This is a genomic window from Phycicoccus avicenniae (assembly GCF_050496545.1).
GTDB lineage: Bacteria > Actinomycetota > Actinomycetes > Actinomycetales > Dermatophilaceae > Phycicoccus > Phycicoccus avicenniae_A.
In genome coordinates this window covers 136,103-158,106 of record NZ_JBNVZV010000005.1, presented here as the reverse complement: position 1 = coordinate 158,106, position 22,004 = coordinate 136,103, and the positions used below count along the sequence as shown (strand labels likewise).

Genomic DNA, 22,004 nt, shown 5'->3' with positions numbered 1-22,004 from the left:
GGCGAGGGCTGGGCGGGAGCGGGTCGACGGTGCGGAGGGGTCAGCCCTTGACCGAGCCGGAGAGCATGCCGGAGACCAGCTTCCGCTGGACGACGGCGAACACGAGAAGGCTCGGGAGGGTGGTGAGCAGGGCAGTGGCCGCGAGCGGCCCGAGGTTGACCGACCCCTCCGCGCCCACGTAGCGGGCGAGGAGCAGCGGGGCGGTCTGGAGGTCGGGGTCCTGGATGACCACGAGGGCGAAGAAGAACTCGTTCCACGCCGAGATGAAGGCGAACATCGAGGTGGCGACGAGGCCGGGCAGTAGGAGCGGGAAGACGATCCGGGTGAGCACGGTGACCCGGCCGGCGCCGTCGGTGGCCGCGGCCTCCTCGAGGTCGCGGGGGATGGCGGCCACGTAGCCCTGGAGCATCCACAGCGTGAAGGGCAGCGACCAGACGACGTAGACGAGCACGAGCCCGACAAGGGTGTTGAGCAGCCCGAGGTTGCGCAGGACGATGAAGACCGGGATGACGATGAGGATGAACGGGAAGACCTGGCTGAGCAGGATCCACCCGATGCCGATGTTGCGGACCACGCTGCGGTAGCGGGCGAGGGCGTACGCGGCCGGGAGGGCGACGATGGTCGTCACGAGCGCCGTGGCGATGGCGACGACGAGCGAGTTGCGCAGCGCGGTGAGAAGGGTCGTCTGCTCGACGGCGACCCGGAAGTTCTCGAAGGTCGGTTGCTCGGGCAGGAAGGTCGGCGTGAGTCGGGTGAGCTCGGGGGCGGACTTCAGCGAGGTGAGCACGAGCCAGAGCAGGGGGAACCCGAGGAAGACGGCGTAGGCGGCCAGCGCCACGTACTGCGCCGCGCGGACGGGGGCAGAGGTACGCATCAGGTGGCCTCCCGCAGCTGGCGCCAGAGGTAGACGCCCATGATCGCCATGACGACGACGACCATCGCGTTGCCCAGGGCCGAGGCGTACCCGAACTCACCGTTGCCGAAGGCCCGCTGGTAGGCGAAGAGCATCGGCAGCTGGGTTCGCCCGCCGGGTCCGCCCTCGGTGAGGACGTAGACCAGTCCGAAGGAGTTGAAGTTCCACACGAAGTCCAGCGAGGTGATGGCGACGACGACCGGGCGGATGGCCGGCCAGGTGACCGCGCGGAAGCGCTGCCAGCCGCCCGCGCCGTCGAGGGCGGCCGCTTCGTGCAGGTCGGGGGAGACGCTCTGGAGGCCGGCGAGGAGGGCGATCGTGGTCTGCGGCATCCCGGCCCATACGCCCACGACGATGACCGCCGGCAGGGCGAGCTCGAAGCTGCCCAGCCAGTTGATGTTCGTGTCGATGATGCCGAGGCCGTTCAGCACCCCGTTGAGGACCCCTGCGTCCGGGTGGTAGATCAGCTTCCAGAGGATCGCCACGATGACCGACGGCATCGCCCAGGGGACCAGGGCCAGCGGCCGCACGAGCCACTGGAAGCGCAGCTGGGCGTTGAGCAGCAGGGCGAGGCCGAGGGCCAGGACGAACTGGATGGCCGTGACCGAGAAGGCCCACACCAAGCCGATGCGGAAAGAGCTCCAGAAGAGGTCGTCCTGCAGGAGGCGCGAGTAGTTGTCGAGGCCGTTGAAGCGGAACTGGACGTCGAAGCCGGCTTTGGCGTCGGTGAAGCCCAGCCAGATGCCGTTGACGAGGGGGTAGACGCTGAAGAGCACGACCGGCACGAGGCTCGGCAGCAGGAGGAACCACAGCTGGCGTCCGGAGAGCCGCTCGCCGGAGGCTCGCGGGGGCTTCGCCCGCCGCTGACGCGGAGGGTCGAGCGTGGCCTGCGCCATCAGTCTCCTTCGACGACCGTGCCGGTGTAAACGTTCTGCTGTAAACAGTAAACGTTTACAGTTTGTCGTCGCCGAGTCTGCCGCGTGACGGGTCGGGATGTCAAGGCGCCTCGTGTCGAGCCGGTGCGCGCCGATCGAGATCCGTGCGGGCGACGCGACCGGCGTGACGCGGAGCGTCCGGTGGACAGGGGGCGGCAACACCGTCGCGACGACCACCCCGCTGCGGCCAGAAGGCGCTCGGCCCCACGGGCTACGTTGCGGGAGGTGACACGTTGCTGCTGCGGTCGGCCGCCGTCGGTTCAGCCCACCTCGTGGTCGTCCACGCACGTTGTGGCCGTTGCGCTCGGTGGTGAGGGGCGCCTTCCGGGGTGGACGTGCAGGACCTCAGGCGTCGACGGGTGCCGGGGTCCGGTCGACGATCGACCCCGCGGGGAGCCGTCCCTCCGTCGACACGGCGAAGCACATGACCTCGTGGTCCCCCAGGCGCCACCCGCGGGCCTGTGGGAAGGAGTAGAAGACGTCCACGGTCGGGTCGTCCGCGGCGGCCGGTGCGAAGTCGGCCAGCCGGTCGAAGCACCCGTCCCCCGCCAGCCGGTCGAGCTCGTCCTCGGCCGGGTAGTCGCCGTCGGCGAGGTCGAACCTCGCGAAGACCTCACCGTGGTGGGGGGCGTCGCACGGTACGGCCGGCACCTGCCCGAGGTCGTCGGTCTCGCTGAGCTCGCCGACGCAGTCGCCGATCCGCAGGTCGGTGGCCGAGACGGTTCCGGCACCGCCCCCGGCCCCGTCGTCGGCACGCGAGGCGCTGCCGGCGACGGCGAAGACGACGAAGGCGAGGATCCCCACCACCCAGAGGCCGGACAGGACGAGCCCCGCGATCGCGAGCCCGCGTCCCGCCTGGCCGCTCCGGCGGACCTGCCCGAGGGCCACGCACCCGAAGACGACGCTCAGCAGGACGCCACCGATCATCCCGAGGACGAGCGAGGCGATGGCGAAGCCGTTGGTGCCGGGCTGGTGCCGTCCGTCCGGCGTCGAGGGACCCCGCCACTGCTCCACGGGAGGGGCCGCAGGCGCCGCCGACCACGAGGGCATCGGGTCGGACGGTGGGGTCGTCGGTGGCTCGCTCACGACGGCGAGGCTAGGGCTCGTGCGGGCCGGTGGCCGCCGAAACGCTCCGATCCGGCCGCTTCGGACGACGCACCGACGCAGCCGGGAAGCTCCCGCGCCACGCAGGGCCGTCCGGGAACCGTGGGAGGTGCTGCGTGCCGGCGAGCGAGGACGGGCCGGACGGAGTCAGTCCTGCGGGAGGTCGACGTACACGAGGGCGTCGTTGCCGCCACGGCAGACGACCGGCGTCGTGTTCGAGCACTCCATGCGGTAGTCCTGCTTCGTCACCGGGGAGTTCGCGGTGACCGTGGCCGGGAGCGTCCCACCCGCGGCGACCAGCGCCCGCGCGGTCTCGATCGCGAAGTCGCACGTCGTGACCTCGTTGCCGCTCCACGCGGTCGCTCCCTCGGCCTCGGCGCACTTCTTCGCCGTCGAGGCGCGCTGCGTGGGCGAGGGGCCGGTGGCCGACGGCGAGGCCTCCTCGCTCGGTGAGCCGCCGGGCGTGGAGGCGACGGTGCTCGAGGCGGTCGGCGCGGCGGCGGGGGCGTCGGGCTCGTCGGAGCCGAAGTACCAGAGCAGGCCGACGAGCATCAGCAGGCCGACCACCGCCAGCGCCACCATCCCGATGCAGCCGCGGCGGGAGTCGGGGTCGGTGGCCACGCGCGGCTCGCGCTCGTCGTCCGCGGGCCCGGCGGCGTAGCGGCCGCCGGGGCGGTCGACGTCGGGGTAGGCACCGAACGGCAGCAGCTCGTCGAGGTCGGAGGTGTCCTCGACCCAGGGCTGGGGGTCGTCGTCGCCGGCGGGGGACAGCGGCTCCTCGTCGGGGCCGGCGAGCAGGGCGGTGCCGCAGCGGGGACAGAAACGGGCCTCGGCGTCCACCGCGGCGCCGCACTCGGGGCAGGTCACGGGTCTCTCCGTCCGTGGGTGTCGATCCCCGCCACGATAGCCACGGACCGGCCCCGGCCCCCAAATCGCCTGTTCGGGGGCCGGGGCCGTCGAGGGGTGTCAGTGCCCGCGACCGCCGTGGTCGTCGTGGCCGTGGTGGCCGCCGCGGGTCCGCAGGCCCCAGCCGTACGCGAAGGCGGGGTCGTACCCGCGGTCACCGACGTTGATCGGCTCCTGGGCCACCGAGCGCGGCCAGGTCAAGGGCAGCTTCCCGGTGAAGGGAGCGTCGCCGAAGAGGACGTCCGACACGCCCCGGCCCTCGCTGCCCGGCAGCCACGACGCGACGAGCGCGTCGATGTGCCGCAGCTGCGCCGGCGGGATGACGACCGGCCGCCCGGACACGACGAGCACGACGCACGTCGAGGCCTTCGCGCAGACGGTGTCGACGGCCCGGGAGTCCGCGGCGGAGAGCTCCATCGTCTTGGCCGGGCGGGGCTGCCCGGCATCGCCCGGGTCCGAGGACCAGCTCGGGCCGCCGACGTCGCCGAAGCCCTCGGAGTACGGGGTCTCGCCGACGACGACGACACCGACCGCACCACGCGGCACGGGTGCCGAGGCGTCCTCGCTGAACGTGACCCTGCGGGACTCACCGCGGATGCCGTCGAGGATCGTCTGGCCGGGGATGTCGGTGGTCGACCCGCCCTGCCAGGTCAGCGTCCATCCGCCGGCCTGGTTGCCGATGTTGTCCGCGTTGCTGCCGGCCACGTACACCGGCCGACGGTCGCTGAGCGGCAACGCCTTCCGGTCGTTCTTCAGCAGCACCTGCGACTTCTGCACGGCCTCGCGCGCGACCTTCCGGTGCGCCGCCGACCCGACGTCGTCGAGGTTGCGACGGTCGGTGTACGGGTGCTCGAAGAGCCCCAGCTCGAACTTCTTCGTGAGGATGCGGGACACGGCGTCGTCGACGCGGGCCATCGGCACCCGGCCGGCCTGCACGGCAGCGGTCAGCGTGGTCGTGAAGTCGCGGAAGTCGTAGGGCTCCATGAACATGTCGACGCCCGCGTTGACGCCCGTCTCGACCTGGTGCGCGTACGTCGAGCCCGGGTCGATGTGGTGGATGCCCTCGTAGTCGGAGATGACGAATCCGTCGAAGCCCTGCTTCTCCTTGAGCCAGCCGCTGAGCAGCTCGCGGTTGCCGTGCATGTTCACGGGGTTGCCGAGGCCGTCCTCGGTCCAGTCGACGTCCGAGTAGCTGGGCATCACCGACCCGACGTCCCACCGGTGGATCGCCGGGCGGTAGGGGTCGAGGGCGAGCCGGTCGAAGGTCCGCCGGGACACCTGGTCCACGCCCTGGTCGACGGGGTAGTTCCCGGTCTGCTGGCTGTTCGAGCCGGTGCCGTACGTGGTGAGGCCGTCGCCGGCGAAGTGCTTCGCGGTGGCGAGCACCCGGTCGGGGTCGTCCAGCTGGCCGCGCCGGCCCTGGAGCCCGCGGATGGCGGTCTCCATCGTCGTCACGAGCTCCGGTGTCTCGCCGAAGCTCTCGTAGGTACGGCCCCAGCGGTCGTCGCGCGCGACGCAGACGCACGGCGCGAAGGCCCACTGTGGACCGGTGGCCCGGGTCTCCTCGGCCGTGATGTGGGCGACGCGCTCGACGAGGGCCGGGTCGCGGGTGGCGCCGAGGCCGATGTTGTGCGGGAAGACGGTGGCGCCGTCGAGGTTGCCGTGGCCGTGCACGGAGTCGACGCCGTAGACGAGCGGGATGCCCAGCCGGCTGCCGAGGGCGGCCCGCTGGTAGCGGTCGACCATGTCGGCCCACGCGGTCGGCGTGTTCGGGCTCGGGACCGAGCCCCCGCCGGAGAGGACGCTGCCGAGGCCGAGGGTCGTGATCTGGGAGGGGTCGGCGTCGATGCCCCCGCGCTCGGCCTGGGTCATCTGCCCGACCTTCTCGGCGAGCGTCATCCGCGCGAGCAGGTCCGCGACCCGGCGCTCGGTCGGGAGGTGCGGGTTCTTGTAGGGGAGGGAGGTGCTCGGCCCGTGGCCGGTACGGGTGACGGCCGGGGCCGCGGTCGCCGAGGCGGCGGCGACGGTGCCGCCCCCGAGGACGGCGGCGGTGACGAGGACGGTGAGCCTGCGGAGCGGCGGCGTCGCGACGGTGGAACGCATGCGGGTCCCTTCGGGTCCGGGAACCGGCCGGGGGGAGCCCGGTCGCGCCGCGGGCGCCGGCGTCCGCGGCTCCCATCACGCTAGGCACCGCGGGCCGCGGGGAGGTCAGGCGAACACCAGCACTCGGTCAGCGTTCGGCATCGGCTCCGGCCGGGTTCCCGACGCCGGAACACGGCGCCCGGGCCCGGGCGCCACGTCCCTACCCTGCGCGCATGACGACCACCCTCGAGACCCCCACGACCGCCCGCACGGTGACCGCCGCGGGCATCGCCACGACCGTCCACGTGCTCGGCGACCCGGCGACGCAGCCGGTCGTCGTGCTCGTCCACGGCTCGGGCCCCGGCGTCACCGCCCACGCCAACTGGCGCCTGACGATGCCCGCGCTCGCCGAGCGGTTCTGCGTCGTCGCACCCGACGTCGTCGGCTTCGGCTCGACCGAGCGACCGGAGGGGTTCGAGTACTCGATGCCCGCCTGGACCGCCCACCTCGTCGGCGTCCTGGACGCCCTCGGCATAGAGCGGGCCGACGTCGTCGGCAACTCCTTCGGCGGCGGGCTGGCCGCCTCCCTCGCCGTGCACCACCCGGAGCGGCTGCGCCGGCTCGTGCTCATGGGGGCCACCGTCGCCCCGCAGCGCATCACGCCCGGGCTGGACGCCGTGTGGGGCTACGAGCCGTCGGTGGAGAACATGCAGGCCCTCCTCGAGCTGTTCGCGTTCGACCGCGCCGCGCTCGGCCCGGACCTCGCCCGGCTCCGGTACGAGGCGAGCATCGCCACCGGTGTGCAGGAGGCGTACTCGTCGATGTTCCCCGCTCCCCGGCAGCGGGCGCTCGACGCCATCACCCAGCCGGTCGCGGCGGTCGCCACCATCGGCCACCCCACGCTCGTCGTGCACGGGTACGACGACCGGGTCATCCCCGTCGAGTCCTCCATCGCACTGCTCGGGATGCTGCCCGACGCCCGCCTGCACGTCTTCGGCCGGTGCGGCCACTGGACGCAGATCGAGCACGCCGACGCCTTCAACCGCCTCGTCCTCGACTTCCTCTCGTCGTGACCGGCCGGATGTTCCGTGATGAGGAACGTGGGTGGCCGCTCCGCACGGGCCCGGCGACCCTCGTCATGGAGCGGCACGGTGCCGCGTCACCCACTGACCGCAAGGGAGCGCCGGTGCCGATCGTGACGATCCACCCGACGGGCGAGGTCATCCACCTCGACGCCGGTGAGACCGTGCTCAGCGGTCTCTACCGGGCGGGCTACTCGTACACGGTGGGCTGCCGGCGCGGCGGCTGCGCGATCTGCAAGGTCGACTGCCTCGCCGGTGAGTTCTCCTACGACCACCCGATCGCCGACACCGTCCTCTCCGAGGACGAGCGCACCGACGGCACCTGCCTCAGCTGCCGCGCCGTGCCGACGACGGACGTGACCATCGAGCTGCGCGGCGAGGACGTGCGCCTCGTCAACCCCTTCCTGCGCCAGATCAACGAGAAGGCGCGCCTGCGCGCCGCCGAGCTCGCCGCCGCCCCGGTCGGCGCCGCCACCACCAAGGAGTAACGCATGGCAGTCATGAGGATGGGCTACGCCCACGTCCGCGTCACGGACATGGCCGAGGCCAAGGACCACTACGCCAACACGATGGGCCTCTACGAGACCCACTCCGAGGGCAACAAGACCTACTACAAGGCCTGGGACGAGTGGGACCACCACTCGGTCGTCCTCGAGGAGGGCGGCGTCGGCCTCGTGAAGTTCGGCTGGAAGGTCGAGTACTCCACCGACATCGACGCGATCGAGAAGCGCGCCACCGCCTTCGGCGTCACCGTCGAGCGGATGAGCAAGGGCGAGAACCCGGAGATCGGCGACGGCATCCGGTTCACCACCCCGAGCGACCACGTCTTCGAGGTCTACCACGAGGCCACCTGCATCGGTACCGAGGTCGGGGCGCACAACCCGGATGCCTTCCCGCGCCACCTCGTCGGCGTCGGCGTCCCAGCGCTCGACCACGCGCTCATCACCGCCGAGGACCCGGGCCTGATGGACCGCTTCCTCACCGACGTCTTCGACTTCTACCCGACCGAGCGCGTGCAGACGAGCCTGGACGACGACGCCGACGTCATCGCGACGTGGATGACGAGCGGCAACCAGATCCACCAGCTCGCGGTCCTCGCCGGGCCGAACGCCAAGCTGCACCACTTCGCCTTTCGCCTCGGCGACTGGGTCGAGGTGGGCCGGGCCGCCGACCTCTTCTCGATGGACGACGTGCCGATCGACATCGGCCCGACGCGCCACGGCATCACCCGCGGCCAGACCGTGTACTTCTTCGACCCCTCGGGCAACCGCAACGAGGTCTTCGCGGGCGGCTACCTCGCCTTCCGCGACCGCCCGATGTCCGTGTGGACCCCCGACGCGCTCGGGAAGGGCGTGTTCTACCACGCCCGCGAGCTGAACGACGCGTTCACCTCGGTCCTCACCTGACGGCGGCCCGGGGCCCGTCCCCGGTGCCACCCACCGCCCCCGGTGACGGCGGCGACCCCTGCGTCGCCGTCACCGCGATGGCCCCTGCCCGGCAGCGCCCGGGCGCCCGCCCCGACGAGGAGCACCCCATGCTCGTGCGCACCGTGCCGGCCCTGACCTACGCCGGGGCCCGGGTGGCGCTGGACGCCGCGCTGGTCCGGGCCGAGGAGCTCGGGGTGGCGGTCAACGTCGCCGTGGCCGACGCGTCCGGCGCGGTGCTGGCCTTCGCCCGGATGGACGGCGCCTTCGCGGCCTCGGGCGACATCGCCCGGGACAAGGCGCGCACCGTGACCGCCTTCGGTGGCCTGTCGACGGCCGACCTCCACGTGGCCGTCGCCGCCGAGCCCTCGGTGCGCGAGGGCATCACCCACCGGGCCGGCGTGGCGGCCTTCCCCGGCGGCGTCCCCGTGCGCGTCGACGGCGCGCTCGTGGGGGCGGTCGGGGTGTCGGGCGGGTCCGCGGCCGAGGACTCGGACGTCGCCACCGCGGGCGCCACCGCGCTGGCCTCGCTCGTCGCCGCCCACACGACCGCCGTCCCCGCCCATCTCCAGCCCGTGCCGAGAGAGGCCCTCCCGTGACCCCGTTCATGCTGCGCGTCGCCGAGATCGTCGGTGCCCCGGAGGACCGGCTCCTCGACCTCGAGGAGCTGGCGCCCATGCCCGAGACCCGGACCAGCCGGCGGATCGCCACCGGCACCGGGGCCGACCGCCAGGTCGCCATCCGCTCGCTCGCCGAGCAGCTCGTCAGCGAGGCGAACGCGGTGCTCGGAGCGGCCGACGACCGGCTCTCGCTCGTCGACGAGCCGCTGCCGCACGAGCTCGCGTTCTCGGTGACCCACCGGGACCGCGCGGCGCGGGTGTCGACGACGTTCGAGGACGGGTCGGCCTACGGCCGGCTCGTCGGCGACGGCTTCGAGAGCGAGCTCCCGCACGAGCTCGAGGGGCCGGACGCGCTCCCTGACCTGATCGTGCGCCTGCTCGTCGAGTCCGGCGTCACCCACCACCGCGTCCCCTGACCCAGCGACCCACCCAGACGGGCCGGACACGCGAGCCGGCCAGCCCCAGAGGAGGCACCCGTGCAGTACGAACTGCTGACCCAGGTCATCGAGCCACCGCGCAAGACCTTCACCCACCTGGTGGCCCGCTACGGCGACCGTCCCGCCTCGCGCTACGAGGAGGGCACCATCGACATCCAGGCCAAGGAGAACTTCCACTACCGGCCACTCTGGGATCCCGAGCACGACATCTACGACGAGGCCTACAGCGCGTTCCGGCTGACCGACCCGTACTCGTTCACGGACCCGCGCCAGTACTACTACGCGCCCTACGTCACCTCCCGGGCCGCGATGGCCGACGCGGTGGCCGCCACGCTCGACTACCTCGACAAGCGCGACCTGCTCTCCCGCCTCCCGGAGGCCTGGTCGTCGGTGATGGGTGAGCTGCTCGTGCCGTTGCGGCACTACGAGTCCGGCGCGCAGATGGTGTCGTGCGACATCGCCCGCTTCGGGTTCGGCACGACGATCACGCAGTGCGCCGCCTACGCCGCCTTCGACCGGATCGGCAACGCCCAGGCCCTGAGCCGCGTTGGCATCGCCCTCGGCGGTGGGACGGCCGAGCTGCTCGCCGACGCGAAGACCCGCTGGGTCGAGGACGCCTCGTTGCAGGGCCTGCGGCGGTACGTGGAGGAGCTCTTCCTCGAGAAGGACTGGGGAAAGGCGCTCGTCCGCCTCGACGTCGCCGACCGGCTCGTCTACGGGCTGTTCTCCACCCACCTCGACGACGCCGCGATCGACCAGGGCGCGGGGTCGTACAGCCTGGTGGCCCAGCACCTCTCAGCCTGGTTCACGGACCAGCGCACGTGGGTCGAGGCCCTGTACAAGGCGTGGGTCGCCGACCCCGGCACGGGTGCGGCCAACAAGCAGCTGCTCGCCGACACCACCGCCGAGGCTCTCGCCGCCGCCCTCGTGGCGCTCGGTCCGGTTGCGGCGCGCGCCGACGAGCTCGTCGGTGCCGGTGCGGTGGCCTCCCTCGACGCCACCGCGACCACGATCCGCGACGCCGTCGCGGCCCTGAGCGACTGACCGGGAAGGACCGGAGCCCATGGACACCACCGCCCCCACCCGCCCCGTCGGCGTCGACATCCAGGAGAGCGAGACCAACCGCTCGGTCGTCGAGGCCATCGAGTCGACGAACGACGGCTGCACCGTGCAGCACATCCCCGGGATCGTGCGGATCACCGCACCGGGTCGCCTCGTCATCACCCGAGAGTCGGTCGAGGAGCGCCTCGGTCGCGAGTGGGAGACGCACGAGTTCCAGCTCGCCATCGTGAGCTACTTCGGGCACATCAAGGAATGGGATGACGACGAGATCGTCATCGCCTGGGACCACTGAGTCACCCCACGAAGTCCGCCCACGCGGAGCGTGGGACCCGCTCGTGACCCAGACCTCATAGACAGGACAAGCACCATGACCATTGCCCCCAAGGCCCCGCGCAAGCTGACGATGAAACAGCGCTACGAGGCGCTGACCCGGGACCTCGACTGGGAGCCGAGCTACGTCGCGAAGAGCGACGTGTTCCCGCACACCGAGTTCGAGGGCATCAGGATCCACGACTGGAGCAAGTGGGAGGACCCCTTCCGCCTCACGGTCGACGCCTACACGAAGTACCAGGCGGAGAAGGACAAGCGGCTCTACGCCGTGCTCGACGGGTTCGCCCAGAGCCAGGGCCACCTGACCCTCACCGAGGCGTCCTACCTCAACGCGATGAAGCTGTTCCTCCAGGGCGTCACGCCGCTGGAGTACCAGGCGCACCGCAACTTCGCCTACCTCGCCCGCCACCTCAACGGCCCCGGTCCCCGGTTCGCCGCGCTGTGCCAGTCGATCGACGAGATGCGCCACACGCAGACCGAGATCCACACCCTCTCCAACTACAACAAGTACTACGGCGGCTTCCACAACTACCTCGAGCAGCACGACCGGGTCTGGTACCTCTCGGTGCCGAAGTCGTTCTTCGACGACGCCCTGACCGCCGGCCCGTTCGAGTTCCTCATCGCCATCGGGTTCTCCTTCGAGTACCTGCTGACCAACCTCCTCTTCGTGCCGTTCATGTCGGGCGCCTCGTTCAACGGCGACCTGCCGACGATGACCTTCGGCTTCTCGGCGCAGTCCGACGAGTCGCGGCACATGACCCTCGGCCTCGAGGCCATCAAGTTCCTCCTCGAGCAGGACGAGGCGAACGTGCCGATCGTCCAGGCCTGGATCGACAAGTGGTTCTGGCGTGGGTATCGCGTCACGGCGCTCGTCGCCCAGATGCTCGACTACATGCTGCCGCGCAAGGTGATGAGCTGGAAGGAGGCCTTCGAGCTCTACTTCGAGGAGCAGATGCTGGGTGGCCTGTTCCAGGACCTCGCCTTCTACGGCATCACCCCGCCGAAGCACGTCGACGACGCAATCGCCGAGAAGGAGGTGCTGTCGCACCAGGTGTACTGGACGCTGTACCAGTTCTCGCACGCGGCGGCCTTCACGACGACCTTCCCCGACGCCGATGCCCAGGGGTGGCTGTCCGACAACTACCCCGGCACGTTCGACAAGCTGTACAAGCCGCTGTGGGACAGGGAGGCTCGCAACCTCGAGAACGGTGGGCGGCACTTCGTCCGTGGTCTTCCGCAGCTCTGCCAGGTCTGCCAGATCCCGATGCTCTTCACCGAGCCGGACGACCCGACGACGATCTGCCAGCGGCACTCGGAGTACCGGGGCGAGAAGTTCCAGACCTGCTCCGACGGGTGCCAGTGGATCTTCGAGCGCGAGCCGGAGAAGTACGTGCAGGCCTGGCTCCCCGTGCACCAGATCTACCAGGGCAACTGCGGCGGCCCGACGGTGCCCGACGTGCTCGCCTGGTACGGCATCCAGGAGGGCGACGGCGGCGAGTACAAGGGCTCGGTCGACGCCGTCCACTGGGACCAGTGGCACGACGCCGCGGACCACTCGCACATCGGATCGGAGGCCTGAGCGCCATGGCCGTCAACAGCATCGGCACGTACGACTTCCCGTCCCGCTCCCGCCAGGAGCTGTACGGCGACGACCAGCTCGTGCACGTGTGGTTCCAGGAGAACATGTGGTTCTGCGCGTCGGCCTGCTTCCGGGCGCCCAAGGCGATGACGTGGGGCGACTTCTGGAACGGCCTGCTCGTGCCCTACGCCGAGGAGGACCCGGACTTCGACCCGGCCGCCCGGCGCGTCTGGACCCTGCACGGCGAGGTCATCGAGCCGCGTGACGACCAGACCCTCGAGGAGCTCGGCGTCGAGCACAAGGACGTCATCGGGATGCGCGTCCTCGTCTGAGGCCCGCCCACCGTCAACGTCGGCCGCCGCGCTCGGGGGCTCCCTGACCCTGCGCGGCGGTCGACGTGGCGCCACCGAACGGAGCACGACCCACCATGACCCAGTCCCACACGATCACCGTCGAGCCGCTCGGCCGCGAGGTCGAGTGCCGCGAGGACCAGAGCATCCTCGAGGCGTGCCTGCGCAGCGGGGTCTGGCTGCCCCACTCGTGCACGCACGGCACCTGCGCCACGTGCAAGGCCGACGTCCTCGAGGGCGAGGTGGACCACGGGGCAGCGAGCTCGTTCGCGCTGATGGACTACGAGCGCGACGAGGGAAAGCTGCTGCCCTGCACCGCCCGACCGCGATCGGACGTCGTCATCGAGGTGGACATCGACGTCGACGAGTCGGTCGAGGTCTTCCCCGTGCAGGACTACACGGCGACCGTCATCGAGCTGACCGAGGTCGCGCGGGAGACCGTGCGGCTCGTCGTGGAGCTGGACCGGGAGATCGGCTTCAACGCCGGTCAGTACCTGAAGTTCCAGGTGCCGACGCGGGACGGGCTGCCGGCCGTCGACCGCACCTGGTCGATCGCCTCGCCGCCCACCGAGGACCGGCGCCTGGAGTTCCACATCCGCCGGGTGCCCGGTGGGCGCGGGACGGACGGCTGGGTGTTCGGCGGCCTGGCGGTCGGTGACACGGTGTCGGTGTCCGGACCCTACGGGCGCTTCGTGCTGAGGACCGGCGACGACCGGCATGCCGTGCTCGTCGGTGGGGGGACGGGGCTGGCGCCCCTGAAGTCGATGATCCGGCACGCGGTCGAGAACGGCGCCTCCGACGCTCACCTCACGCTGTACCAAGGGGCCCGCACCCGCGAGTGGCTCTACGACGTCGACTACTTCTGTTCCCTCGCAACGCGTTTCCCCGACCGGTTCACGTACCGGCCGTGCCTGTCGGAGGAGACCCCGGAGGACTGCGGGAAGTCGGCCGACGGGTTCGGGTTCGGCCTGGTCACCGACGTCATCGCCGCCGACCACGAGACGCTCTCGGGGTGCGCCGGGTACCTCTGCGGGCCGCCGCCGATGGTGGAGGCGGCGCTGAAGACCCTGATGTCCAAGCGGCTCTTCCCGCGCGACATCCACCGCGAGGACTTCTTCACCGAGGGCGACCGCGCCGGTGGCGGGGTGCGTTCACCCCTCATCAAGCGCTGAGTGCGGTGGGCTCCGTCCACAGGGCGGGTGAGTCGAGGGGGTTGTCCACAGATCGTCCGGTAGGGCTGTCGGGCTGTCGGTGGCGGCTGCGAGAATGACGGCATGTCAACGGGGACAATCGAACTCGCCGAGCGCCGTGCGCAGCTGGAGGCTGCTCGCGAAGCGCTCACCGGGTTCGGTGAAGCGCTCTCAACGGCGTCGGCCGCGGAGCTGACCGACGTCCTGGCCCTCGTGGACACCGTGGCCGCGCTGGCCTCGGCGGCGCGCGTGGCGGTGGCCGTCGAGGCCACCGGTCGCGGCGAGGTGGCCGGGGGTGAGGTGGCCGCGTGGCTGCGGGAGAACGCGCCCTCCCTGCGGCAGGGCGGTGCCGCGGCCGTGGCGAGGATCGCGCTCGAGGTGTCCGCCGCCGGGTCCGGTCTGACCCGTCGCGACCCCGACCCGTCCGGTCCCGTCGGCCAGGTGTGGGTCGCCGTCCGCGACGGGTGGCTCGACGCAGGGACCGGGTGTGCGGTCCTGCGCGAGGTCGAGCGCCTCCGGCCCATGCTGCACGACGAGGCGCTCCCCACCGTCACCGACGCCCTGGTCGACCTCGCCGCCACCTCCGGTACCACCGAGATGCGGCGCCTGCGCCCGGCCCTGATCGCCCGCTACGGCCACGACGGCGAGCTCGACGACCTGCACGCCCGCCTCGCCTGCGCCGCGCGCCTGTCCTCCCCGCGCATCGAGTCCGGCGACCTCACCGAGTACCAGCTGGCGATGACCCCCGAACAGGCCGCCACCCTCGAAGCCGCCCTCGGACCGCTCTCCGCGCCCGCCCCCAACCCCGAGACCGGGGAGGCCGACCTCCGCCCGGCCGGACAACGCCGCGTCGAGGCCCTCACCGAGCTCTGCCTGGCCGCCGGCAGCGCCGCGGCGGCCACCGACCTCGGCGCCGCCGCCACCCTGCACGTCACCATCGCCCTGGCCGACCTGCAGGCCGGCACCGGCGCCGGCGAGGTCCTCGACACGGTGGCGGACGGAACCCTCCTGAGCGCCGAGACCCTGCGCCGCCTCGCCTGCGACGCCGCCCTCATCCCCCATGTCCTCGGCTCCGACGACCAGCCGCTCACGATCGGCCGCGTCCTCCGCCTGTTCACCCGGGCCCAACGACGCCACCTCGGCCTACGAGACCGCCGCTGCACCTTCCCCGGCTGCACCGCGCCCGCCGCGTGGGCCCGCGCCCACCACGTCCGGCACTGGGTCGACGGCGGCGCCACGGACGTGGCCAACGCCGCCCTGCTCTGCCAACGGCACCACACCACCGTCCACCGCCGACGACTCTGGGCCGAGGTCCGCCAGCGACCCGACCAGCACGGCCACTACGTCACGTGGGACCTCACCGACGGCTCCTACGACCGCGCCCTCGCCGCACTCTCTCCACCTCAGGCCGAGCCCCACGTCGCCTGACCCGTCGTCCGACCCGACCTCATCTGCCGGTGAGCGGCCACGTAATGGGCCACGATGCACGTGTGGACTGCGATGAGTTCGAGCGAGTCCGATCGGAGATCTGCGCCTCTGGTCCTGCCAGCGATGGAGACGACCTGCTGGGTATGGAGATTGACTGCTGCGCCTTCCTCGGCGGCCGATCGTCTGCCGACGACGGTCCCGGTCTGTGGCAGGGGATGGAGGTGCAAAGGACCGGGGGCGCTGAGTGGCTCATCGTCGGGCGAGCCGTCGGCAAGCGATGCGACGCACAGGCGATCGCTATGGAACTCTCGGCGGTCTGGGATGAGCACCTTCGCTACCGCTACCGGTCGGCGCGCACAGTGAGGACCACAGGGGACGCGGTGACGCTCCGAGCGGTCACGCAGATCGCTGAAGGTGGACTGTGGGTGACCGCCGAGGTCCACGTAGCCCTGTCATAACGGGCTCTCCTGCCGCAGGGAAGGCTGCTGACTGGCAAGGCGCGATCGTCCACTGTGACACGCTGAGGTGATGACGCCAGGTGACGGCCGACGCGTGGAGCTCTGTGGCCCCAGCGGCTTCCGAGTTGTCCTCGAGGAGGACGCCTGTGGCGCCGCCTTCGCCTACCTGCTGCGTGACGAGGAAATCGTCGGCGACGTGTGGCTCTACAACACCCGGCCGGCGCCCCTCACTGCGCCATGGGCGCAACCGGATGCGCATCCCCCGTTCATGAACACGGCCGCGCTGAGCAGGGAGTGCGGCGAGCGTCGAGTCATAGGCGGTGGCGCCACTGCGCAATGGGGGTCCGAGGGAACGGTGGACGTCTACCTCGGCGACCGCCTCGAAGCGCGTCTCTGGCCCGGCGGCCGCCCGGGGCAGAGCTTCATGGCTGCTGCTCGCGGTCCCATGGCAGCACCGCTGGCTCCGCCATCGCGCAGATGAGCGGCCGTCAGTGCACTGCCGACGGGTGGCGCGATCAGGACAGGGTCGACCGCGTCAGAGGCCTGAGTCGCGCAGCGCCCGGCTCAGCGTGAAGGCCGCGGTGCGCACGGCCGGACCGAGCGTGCCCGGGTCCACCGAGCCGGTCGGCCCGGTGACCGACAACCCCGCACGCACCTTGTGGTTGGCCCCGAACACCGGAGCGGCGACGCACGAGACGCCCGCGTTGGCCTCCTCGAGGTCGAGGGCCATCCCCGTCGAGCGGATCTTGCGCAGCTCACGGGTCAGGCCACCGGGGGTGACGATGGTCCGGGCCGTCAGCCGCGGCAGGCCCGCCTCGACCCTGGCCCGCACCGTCGCCGCCGAGCTGTACGCGAGGATCGCCTTCCCCACCCCGGTCGCGTGCGCGGGCACCCGGCCACCGGTGCGCGACGCGATGTCGATCCCGATGTCGCCGAGGATCTCGAGGTACACGACGTCCACGCCCTCGAGCACGGCGAGGTGGATGCGCTGGCGGGTGGCCGCGCGCAGGTCCTCCATGACGGGCAGCGCCGCATCCGAGATCGAGCGATGGGCCGGCACCAGCTCGCCGCGCTCGAAGAGCCACATCCCGAGCCGGTAGCCGTCGGCCCCCGCCCCCGGCTCGGTCCGCTCGAGCACCCGCAGCGTGACCAGCTCCGCCGCGATGCGGTGCACGGTCGACTTCGGCAGCCCGGTGCGCCGTGCGAGCTCGGCGAGGGACAGCGAGGGGGAGTGGTGGTCGAAGGCGCCGACCACGGCGGCGGCGCGCGAGAGGAGGGTCACGGGCGCCTCGTTCCGCCCAGTGGAACGCATGCGTTGATCGAACCATGCCCCGGGGGGCACTGTCATCCCATCGTCAGAGGCAAGGGAGCCGCGGATGTCGACCATCGTCCAGGAGCAGGCCTGGTGCGCCAGCACGCCGAAGCGCACCCCTGCGGCCGAGCCCCACGCGGCCGGCCTGAAGTCGGTCGGGAGCGCCCTCGACGTCCTCGAGTGCTTCGCCACCGACGGCGAGCTGGGCGTCTCGGACATCGCCCGCCGCCTCGGCGTCGCGAAGTCCACCGCCCACCGCCTCCTCCAGACCCTCGCCAGCCGTGGCTTCGTCGAGCAGGACGCCCAGGGCCAGTACCGCCTCGGCATCCACGTCTACGAGCTCGGCGCGCTCGCCCTGGCCCGCAACGAGCTGCGCCACGTCGCGCTGCCGTTCCTGCGCCAGGTCGCCGCCGCCACCGGGCTCACCGTCAACCTCTCCGTGCCCGACGGCGCCGACATCGTCTTCGTCGAGCGCATCGAGAACAGCGACGGCGTGCGCATCCTCGGGCACTTCGGGCGCCGCCTCCCCGCGCACACCACGAGCAGCGGCAAGGCCATCGCCGCCTGGAACACCGACCTCGATGCCGCCCGCCGGCGCGCCGGCTTCCCGCCGCGGGTCAGCAGGACCGTTCGCGCCGAACCGGACTGGGACCGCACCCTCGACGGCGTCCGCCGCGTCGGGTACGCGGTGTCGCACAGCGAGTCCTTCGACGGTGCGTCGTCCGTGGCCGTCCCCGTGATGCTCCACCGGCAGGCCGTCGCCTCGGTGTCGGTCTTCGGACCGAGCGAGGTCATCGAGCCGCAGGTCGAGCGCCTGGTGCCGGTGCTCCTCGCCGCCAGCCGTCGCATCGCGCTCGCCCACGGTCGCTGACCCCTCCGCCGACACCCGGCCGACCCCGGTCAGCGGGTCGCGCCGAACCGCCGCACGTTCCCGGGAGCGGAACATGGCGCGCGCGCCGGTCCCGTCCCTCCGTACCGTCGAGGAGGACGCGCACCGCGCCCACCTCACCCCAGCCCGGAAGGACGGTCCGTGGACGACCAGACCCGCTCCCGCGTCGCCGCGGAGCTGCTCGCGGCCTACGACAGCCGGGTCCCGCTCGAACCGCTGACCGCGACCCACGACGGGATGGCGCTCGACGACGCCTACGCGATCCAGCAGCTCCAGGTCGAGCGGCTCGTCGAGCGCGGGCGAACCGTCAAGGGCCACAAGGTCGGTCTGACCAGCGCCGCGATGCAGCGCCTCCTCGGCGTCACCGAGCCCGACTACGGGCACCTCTTCGACGACTTCTTCTTCCTCGAGCACCAGCCGATCCCGGCCGAGCGATGGATCCAGCCGCGCATCGAGCCCGAGGTGGCCTTCGTCCTCAAGGCGCCGCTGCGTGGCCCGGGCGTCACCGTCCACGAGGCGCTGCAGGCCGTCGACTTCGTCCTGCCGGCCCTCGAGATCGTCGACAGCCGCATCCGCGACTGGCGGATCGGCCTCTTCGACACCATCGCCGACAACGCGAGCTCCGGCGGCGTCGTCCTCGGCTCCACCCCGACCCCCGTCGCTGACGTCGACCTGCGCCTCGCCGGCGCGGTCCTGCACCGCAACGGTGCGGTCGCCGGCACCGGGGCCGGCGGAGCCGTGCTCGGGTCGCCGCTCACCTCCCTCGTCTGGCTGGCCAACACCGTCGGCGCCCGCGGCGTCACGCTCGAGGCCGGCCACGTCGTCCTCCCCGGGGCCGTCTGCGCGATGGTCCCCGTGGCGGTCGGCGACACCTTCACCGCGACGTTCGCCGGGCTCGGCAGCGTCACCGCCCGATTCGTCTGAGGAGCCGGCATGACCGCCACCCCCGACCGCAGCCCGCGTCGCGCCACCGCCGCCATCGTCGGCCCCGGCAACATCGGCACCGACCTGATGTTCAAGCTGATGCGCCGCAGCGACATCATCGAGCCGCGGTACATGGTCGGCGTCGACCCCGCGAGCGACGGCCTGCGTCGCGCCCGTTCGGTCGGCCTCGAGGCCAGCCACGAGGGCGTGGACTGGCTGCTCGCGCAGGACGAGCTGCCGGACGTCGTCTTCGAGTGCACCTCGGCCAAGGCGCACGAGGCCAACGCCCCGCGCTACGCCGAGGCCGGCATCCTCGCGATCGACCTCACCCCGGCGGCGGTCGGCCCCTACCTCTGCCCCGCGGTCAACCTCGAGTTCAACCTGTCCGCGACCAACGTCAACATGATCACCTGCGGCGGCCAGGCCACCATCCCGATGGTCCACGCGGTCTCCAGCGTCGTCCCCGTGCCCTACGCCGAGATCGTCGCGTCGGTCTCCAGCCGCTCCGCCGGCCCCGGCACCCGCGCCAACATCGACGAGTTCACCGAGACCACGGCCTCGGCCGTCGAGGCCGTCGGCGGCGCCGAGCGCGGCAAGGCGATCATCATCCTCAACCCGGTCGAGCCGCCGATGATGATGCGCAACAGCGTGTTCTGCGCGATCCCGGAGGAGGCCGGCGAGCCCGGGCCGCTCCAGGACCGGCTGCTGGAGTCGATCCACGCGATGGTCCGCACCATCCAGGACTACGTGCCCGGCTACCACCTACGGGCCGACCCGCAGTTCGACCCGGCCCGCCCGCTGTGGAAGGGCCAGGCCCGCGTGTTCGTCCCCATCGAGGTGCGCGGACGCGGCGACTACCTGCCCGACTACGCGGGCAACCTCGACATCATCACCGCGGCCGCGGCCCGCGTCGGTGACCTCATGGTCGCCCACCGGCTCGGGGTCGAGACGACGTGGAAGTCCTCGACCGAGCTCGGCGACGTGCCGGGCTCGCTCGTCGGCGCGCAGAGCGCAGGAGTGTGAACCCGTGGGAGACATGACGATCCGTCCCGAGGACATGCCCGTCGTGGGGCGCGAGGTGACCGAGTCCGAGGTCCTCGCGCGGACGCCGTCCGCCGGTGGCGCACGCGACCTCCGCATCACCGACTCGACGCTGCGCGACGGCTCGCACGCGATGCAGCACCAGTACACCGAGGCCCAGGTGCGCGGCGTCGTCGGCGCGCTCGACCGCGCGGGCGTCGAGGTCATCGAGGTCAGCCACGGCGACGGCCTCGGCGGCTCGAGCTTCAACTACGGCTTCTCGCTCGTCGACGAGCTGAAGCTCATCGAGGCCGCCGTCGACGAGGCCACCAGCGCCCGCATCGCGATCCTGATGCTGCCCGGCCTCGGCACGGTGCACGACCTGCGGGCCGCACACGCGGTCGGCGCCTCGGTCGCCCGCATCGCCACGCACTGCACCGAGGCCGACGTCTCGCTCCAGCACTTCGGCGCCGCCCGCGAGCTCGGGATGGAGACCGTCGGCTTCCTCATGCTGTCGCACAAGGCCGCTCCCGCCGAGCTGGCCCGGCAGGCGCGCATCATGGTGGACGCCGGCGCGCAGTGCGTGTACGTCGTCGACTCCGCCGGCGCGCTCGTGCTCGACACCGCCCAGGAGCGCATCGAGGCGGTCGTCGGCGAGGTCGGCGCCGAGGCCCAGGTCGGCTTCCACGGCCACCAGAACCTGTCGATGGGCGTCGCGAACTCCGTTCTCGCGTACCGCTCCGGCGCCCGCCAGATTGACGGTGCGCTGTGCGCCCTCGGCGCCGGCGCCGGCAACTCCCCGACCGAGGTGCTCGCCGCGACCTTCGAGCGGCTCGGGGTGCGCACCGGCGTCGACCTCGGTGAGGTCCTCTCCGCCGCAGAGGAGGTCGTGCGGCCGTTCATCCCACGCCTGCCGTGGATGGACCGCGCCTCGATCACGCAGGGCTACGCCGGCGTCTACTCGAGCTTCCTCCTCCACGCCGAGCGGGCGGCCGAGCGCTACGGCGTGCCGGCGCACGCCATCCTCACGAAGGTCGGCGAGGCCGGCTACGTTGGCGGCCAGGAGGACATGATCATCGACATCGCCCTCCAGCTCGCCGAGGAACGGGCCCAGGAGCTCGAGCTGGGCGATCTCGCCGCCGTGGGGGTGCGCTGATGGCGGGCGCACCCGCGGGGCGCTGGGACGTCGAGTCGGTCGCCGCCGAGCTGCTCGCCTGCGAGGACGAGCGCCGCGAGCGCGAGCCCTTCACCGACGAGTGGCCGGGCCTCGACCTCGACACCGGGTACGCCGTGCAGGACCTCAACCTCGCCAAGCGGCTCGAGCGCGGGGAGAAGCTGGTCGGGGTCAAGCTCGGCCTGACTAGCCGTGCCAAGCAGCAGCGGATGGGTGTGCACTTCCCCTTCGTCGCCTGGCTGACCGACGCGATGGTGCTGCCGGTCGGCGACCCCGTGCCCCAGGACCGGCTCATCCACCCGCGCGTCGAGCCGGAGATCGTCTTCGTGATGGGGGAGCGGCTGGAGGGGCCGGGCATCACCTGCGCGCAGGCGATGGCCGCCGTCGAGTCGGTCTGGGGCGGAGCCGAGGTCATCGACAGCCGGTACAAGGACTTCCGCTTCACCGCGGGCGACGTGGCCGCCGACAACGCGTCGTCCGGGGCCTTCGTCACCGGCCCGGTCGGGCTGCCGCCGTCCGAGCTCGACCTCGCCCTCGAGGCCGTGCTCGTCGAGGTCGACGGTGTCGTCACCGACTCCGCGACCGGCGCTGCCGTCCAGGGCCACCCCGGAGAGGCCCTCGCGCTGGCCGCCAACGACCTCGCCCGGCGCGGCCACGCCATCGAGGCGGGCTGGGTCGTGCTGACCGGAGGGATGACCGACGCGGTCTTCGCGCCGCCGGGCTCGAGCACCGCGCTGCACTTCACGAACCTCGGCTCGGTGTTCCTCGCCGGTGGGGAGGGCTGA

Annotated in this window: 22 protein-coding genes; 16 read left to right on the top strand and 6 right to left on the bottom strand. The window is 72.1% G+C overall.

Annotated elements, in window-relative coordinates; translation table 11 throughout:
* Positions 1-40 precede the first annotated feature (40 nt).
* The 5 genes from ACQZ2A_RS06200 to ACQZ2A_RS06180 all read right to left on the bottom strand — a co-directional run bounded on the left by ACQZ2A_RS06200 (position 41) and on the right by ACQZ2A_RS06180 (position 5,961).
* On the bottom strand, positions 41-874 hold the full coding sequence (locus ACQZ2A_RS06200; protein ID WP_430208426.1) for a carbohydrate ABC transporter permease: 834 nt from the start codon (positions 872-874) through the stop codon (positions 41-43).
* On the bottom strand, positions 874-1,809 hold the full coding sequence (locus tag ACQZ2A_RS06195; protein WP_430208424.1) for a carbohydrate ABC transporter permease: 936 nt from the start codon (positions 1,807-1,809) through the stop codon (positions 874-876). Before ACQZ2A_RS06195 ends, ACQZ2A_RS06200 begins: the two co-directional genes overlap by 1 nt.
* A 384-nt stretch (positions 1,810-2,193) precedes the next feature.
* Positions 2,194-2,934 (bottom strand): septum formation family protein, encoded by a 741-nt coding sequence (locus tag ACQZ2A_RS06190; RefSeq protein ID WP_430208421.1) that lies wholly within the window; start codon positions 2,932-2,934, stop codon positions 2,194-2,196.
* A 165-nt stretch (positions 2,935-3,099) separates the two neighbouring features.
* Positions 3,100-3,819: a zinc-ribbon domain-containing protein gene (locus ACQZ2A_RS06185; protein WP_430208420.1), complete on the bottom strand. Its 720-nt coding sequence runs from the start codon at positions 3,817-3,819 to the stop codon at positions 3,100-3,102.
* A 99-nt stretch (positions 3,820-3,918) separates the two neighbouring features.
* Complete coding sequence (locus tag ACQZ2A_RS06180; RefSeq protein ID WP_430208417.1) at positions 3,919-5,961, bottom strand: glycoside hydrolase family 3 protein; 2,043 nt, start codon at positions 5,959-5,961, stop codon at positions 3,919-3,921.
* Positions 5,962-6,173: 212 nt separating this feature from the next.
* Between ACQZ2A_RS06180 and ACQZ2A_RS06175 the strand changes: the two genes are divergently transcribed.
* The 11 genes from ACQZ2A_RS06175 (at position 6,174) to ACQZ2A_RS06125 (ending at position 15,442) form a co-directional block, all read left to right on the top strand.
* Positions 6,174-7,013, top strand: a complete 840-nt coding sequence (locus tag ACQZ2A_RS06175) for an alpha/beta fold hydrolase (RefSeq protein ID WP_430208415.1) — start codon at positions 6,174-6,176, stop codon at positions 7,011-7,013.
* A 113-nt stretch (positions 7,014-7,126) separates the two neighbouring features.
* Entirely contained in the window at positions 7,127-7,510 is a 384-nt protein-coding gene (locus tag ACQZ2A_RS06170) for a 2Fe-2S iron-sulfur cluster-binding protein (RefSeq protein ID WP_430208412.1), read from the top strand.
* A 3-nt stretch (positions 7,511-7,513) separates the two neighbouring features.
* A complete protein-coding gene (locus ACQZ2A_RS06165) occupies positions 7,514-8,428 on the top strand; it encodes a catechol 2,3-dioxygenase (RefSeq protein WP_430208409.1) in 915 nt (304 codons plus the stop codon).
* Between the two features lie 23 nt (positions 8,429-8,451).
* Complete coding sequence (locus ACQZ2A_RS06160) at positions 8,452-9,045, top strand: GlcG/HbpS family heme-binding protein (protein ID WP_430208407.1); 594 nt, start codon at positions 8,452-8,454, stop codon at positions 9,043-9,045.
* On the top strand, positions 9,042-9,482 hold the full coding sequence (locus ACQZ2A_RS06155) for a hypothetical protein (RefSeq protein ID WP_430208404.1): 441 nt from the start codon (positions 9,042-9,044) through the stop codon (positions 9,480-9,482). Before ACQZ2A_RS06160 ends, ACQZ2A_RS06155 begins: the two co-directional genes overlap by 4 nt.
* Positions 9,483-9,542: 60 nt before the next feature.
* Entirely contained in the window at positions 9,543-10,547 is a 1,005-nt protein-coding gene (locus ACQZ2A_RS06150; RefSeq protein ID WP_430208401.1) for a hypothetical protein, read from the top strand.
* A 19-nt stretch (positions 10,548-10,566) separates the two neighbouring features.
* Positions 10,567-10,857 carry an MmoB/DmpM family protein gene (locus ACQZ2A_RS06145; RefSeq protein ID WP_430208399.1) on the top strand — a complete coding sequence of 97 codons (291 nt, stop codon included), beginning with the start codon at positions 10,567-10,569 and terminating at the stop codon, positions 10,855-10,857.
* A 75-nt stretch (positions 10,858-10,932) separates the two neighbouring features.
* Positions 10,933-12,474 carry a YHS domain-containing protein gene (locus tag ACQZ2A_RS06140; RefSeq protein WP_430208398.1) on the top strand — a complete coding sequence of 514 codons (1,542 nt, stop codon included), beginning with the start codon at positions 10,933-10,935 and terminating at the stop codon, positions 12,472-12,474.
* A 5-nt stretch (positions 12,475-12,479) separates the two neighbouring features.
* Positions 12,480-12,806 (top strand): phenol hydroxylase subunit P4, encoded by a 327-nt coding sequence (locus ACQZ2A_RS06135; protein WP_430208396.1) that lies wholly within the window; start codon positions 12,480-12,482, stop codon positions 12,804-12,806.
* Positions 12,807-12,901: 95 nt separating this feature from the next.
* The gene (locus ACQZ2A_RS06130) at positions 12,902-13,996 is read left to right on the top strand and encodes an NADH:ubiquinone reductase (Na(+)-transporting) subunit F (RefSeq protein WP_430208394.1); all 1,095 of its coding nucleotides are present in this window, start codon (positions 12,902-12,904) and stop codon (positions 13,994-13,996) included.
* A 102-nt stretch (positions 13,997-14,098) separates the two neighbouring features.
* Positions 14,099-15,442, top strand: a complete 1,344-nt coding sequence (locus ACQZ2A_RS06125) for an HNH endonuclease (RefSeq protein ID WP_430208391.1) — start codon at positions 14,099-14,101, stop codon at positions 15,440-15,442.
* Positions 15,443-16,435: 993 nt separating this feature from the next.
* Here ACQZ2A_RS06125 and ACQZ2A_RS06120 read toward each other — a convergent pair.
* Positions 16,436-17,182 (bottom strand): IclR family transcriptional regulator, encoded by a 747-nt coding sequence (locus ACQZ2A_RS06120; RefSeq protein ID WP_430208388.1) that lies wholly within the window; start codon positions 17,180-17,182, stop codon positions 16,436-16,438.
* A 94-nt stretch (positions 17,183-17,276) separates the two neighbouring features.
* Here ACQZ2A_RS06120 and ACQZ2A_RS06115 point away from each other — a divergent pair, with 94 nt between their 5' ends.
* The 5 genes from ACQZ2A_RS06115 to ACQZ2A_RS06095 all read left to right on the top strand — a co-directional run bounded on the left by ACQZ2A_RS06115 (position 17,277) and on the right by ACQZ2A_RS06095 (position 22,004).
* Positions 17,277-18,083, top strand: coding sequence for an IclR family transcriptional regulator (locus ACQZ2A_RS06115; RefSeq protein ID WP_430208386.1), 807 nt, complete (start codon positions 17,277-17,279; stop codon positions 18,081-18,083).
* Positions 18,084-18,242: 159 nt separating this feature from the next.
* Complete coding sequence (locus ACQZ2A_RS06110) at positions 18,243-19,025, top strand: 2-keto-4-pentenoate hydratase (RefSeq protein ID WP_430208384.1); 783 nt, start codon at positions 18,243-18,245, stop codon at positions 19,023-19,025.
* A gap of 9 nt (positions 19,026-19,034) precedes the next feature.
* On the top strand, positions 19,035-20,048 hold the full coding sequence (locus ACQZ2A_RS06105; RefSeq protein ID WP_430208383.1) for an acetaldehyde dehydrogenase (acetylating): 1,014 nt from the start codon (positions 19,035-19,037) through the stop codon (positions 20,046-20,048).
* A gap of 13 nt (positions 20,049-20,061) precedes the next feature.
* Positions 20,062-21,201: a 4-hydroxy-2-oxovalerate aldolase gene (gene dmpG / locus ACQZ2A_RS06100; protein ID WP_430208380.1), complete on the top strand. Its 1,140-nt coding sequence runs from the start codon at positions 20,062-20,064 to the stop codon at positions 21,199-21,201.
* Positions 21,201-22,004 (top strand): 2-keto-4-pentenoate hydratase, encoded by an 804-nt coding sequence (locus ACQZ2A_RS06095; protein WP_430208378.1) that lies wholly within the window; start codon positions 21,201-21,203, stop codon positions 22,002-22,004. The genes dmpG and ACQZ2A_RS06095 overlap by 1 nt, the downstream gene beginning before the upstream one ends.

Bases quoted from the DNA above. Each gene is read 5' to 3' on its own strand.
- ACQZ2A_RS06200 (WP_430208426.1), bottom strand. From the start codon at position 874: ATGCGTACCTCTGCCCCCGTCCGCGCGGCGCAGTACGTGGCGCTGGCC.
- ACQZ2A_RS06195 (WP_430208424.1), bottom strand. From the start codon at position 1,809: ATGGCGCAGGCCACGCTCGACCCTCCGCGTCAGCGGCGGGCGAAGCCC.
- ACQZ2A_RS06180 (WP_430208417.1), bottom strand. From the start codon at position 5,961: ATGCGTTCCACCGTCGCGACGCCGCCGCTCCGCAGGCTCACCGTCCTC.
- ACQZ2A_RS06175 (WP_430208415.1), top strand. From the start codon at position 6,174: ATGACGACCACCCTCGAGACCCCCACGACCGCCCGCACGGTGACCGCC.
- ACQZ2A_RS06165 (WP_430208409.1), top strand. From the start codon at position 7,514: ATGGCAGTCATGAGGATGGGCTACGCCCACGTCCGCGTCACGGACATG.
- ACQZ2A_RS06145 (WP_430208399.1), top strand. From the start codon at position 10,567: ATGGACACCACCGCCCCCACCCGCCCCGTCGGCGTCGACATCCAGGAG.
- ACQZ2A_RS06140 (WP_430208398.1), top strand. From the start codon at position 10,933: ATGACCATTGCCCCCAAGGCCCCGCGCAAGCTGACGATGAAACAGCGC.
- ACQZ2A_RS06135 (WP_430208396.1), top strand. From the start codon at position 12,480: ATGGCCGTCAACAGCATCGGCACGTACGACTTCCCGTCCCGCTCCCGC.
- ACQZ2A_RS06130 (WP_430208394.1), top strand. From the start codon at position 12,902: ATGACCCAGTCCCACACGATCACCGTCGAGCCGCTCGGCCGCGAGGTC.
- ACQZ2A_RS06125 (WP_430208391.1), top strand. From the start codon at position 14,099: ATGTCAACGGGGACAATCGAACTCGCCGAGCGCCGTGCGCAGCTGGAG.
- ACQZ2A_RS06115 (WP_430208386.1), top strand. From the start codon at position 17,277: ATGTCGACCATCGTCCAGGAGCAGGCCTGGTGCGCCAGCACGCCGAAG.
- ACQZ2A_RS06105 (WP_430208383.1), top strand. From the start codon at position 19,035: ATGACCGCCACCCCCGACCGCAGCCCGCGTCGCGCCACCGCCGCCATC.
- dmpG (WP_430208380.1), top strand. From the start codon at position 20,062: ATGACGATCCGTCCCGAGGACATGCCCGTCGTGGGGCGCGAGGTGACC.
- ACQZ2A_RS06095 (WP_430208378.1), top strand. From the start codon at position 21,201: ATGGCGGGCGCACCCGCGGGGCGCTGGGACGTCGAGTCGGTCGCCGCC.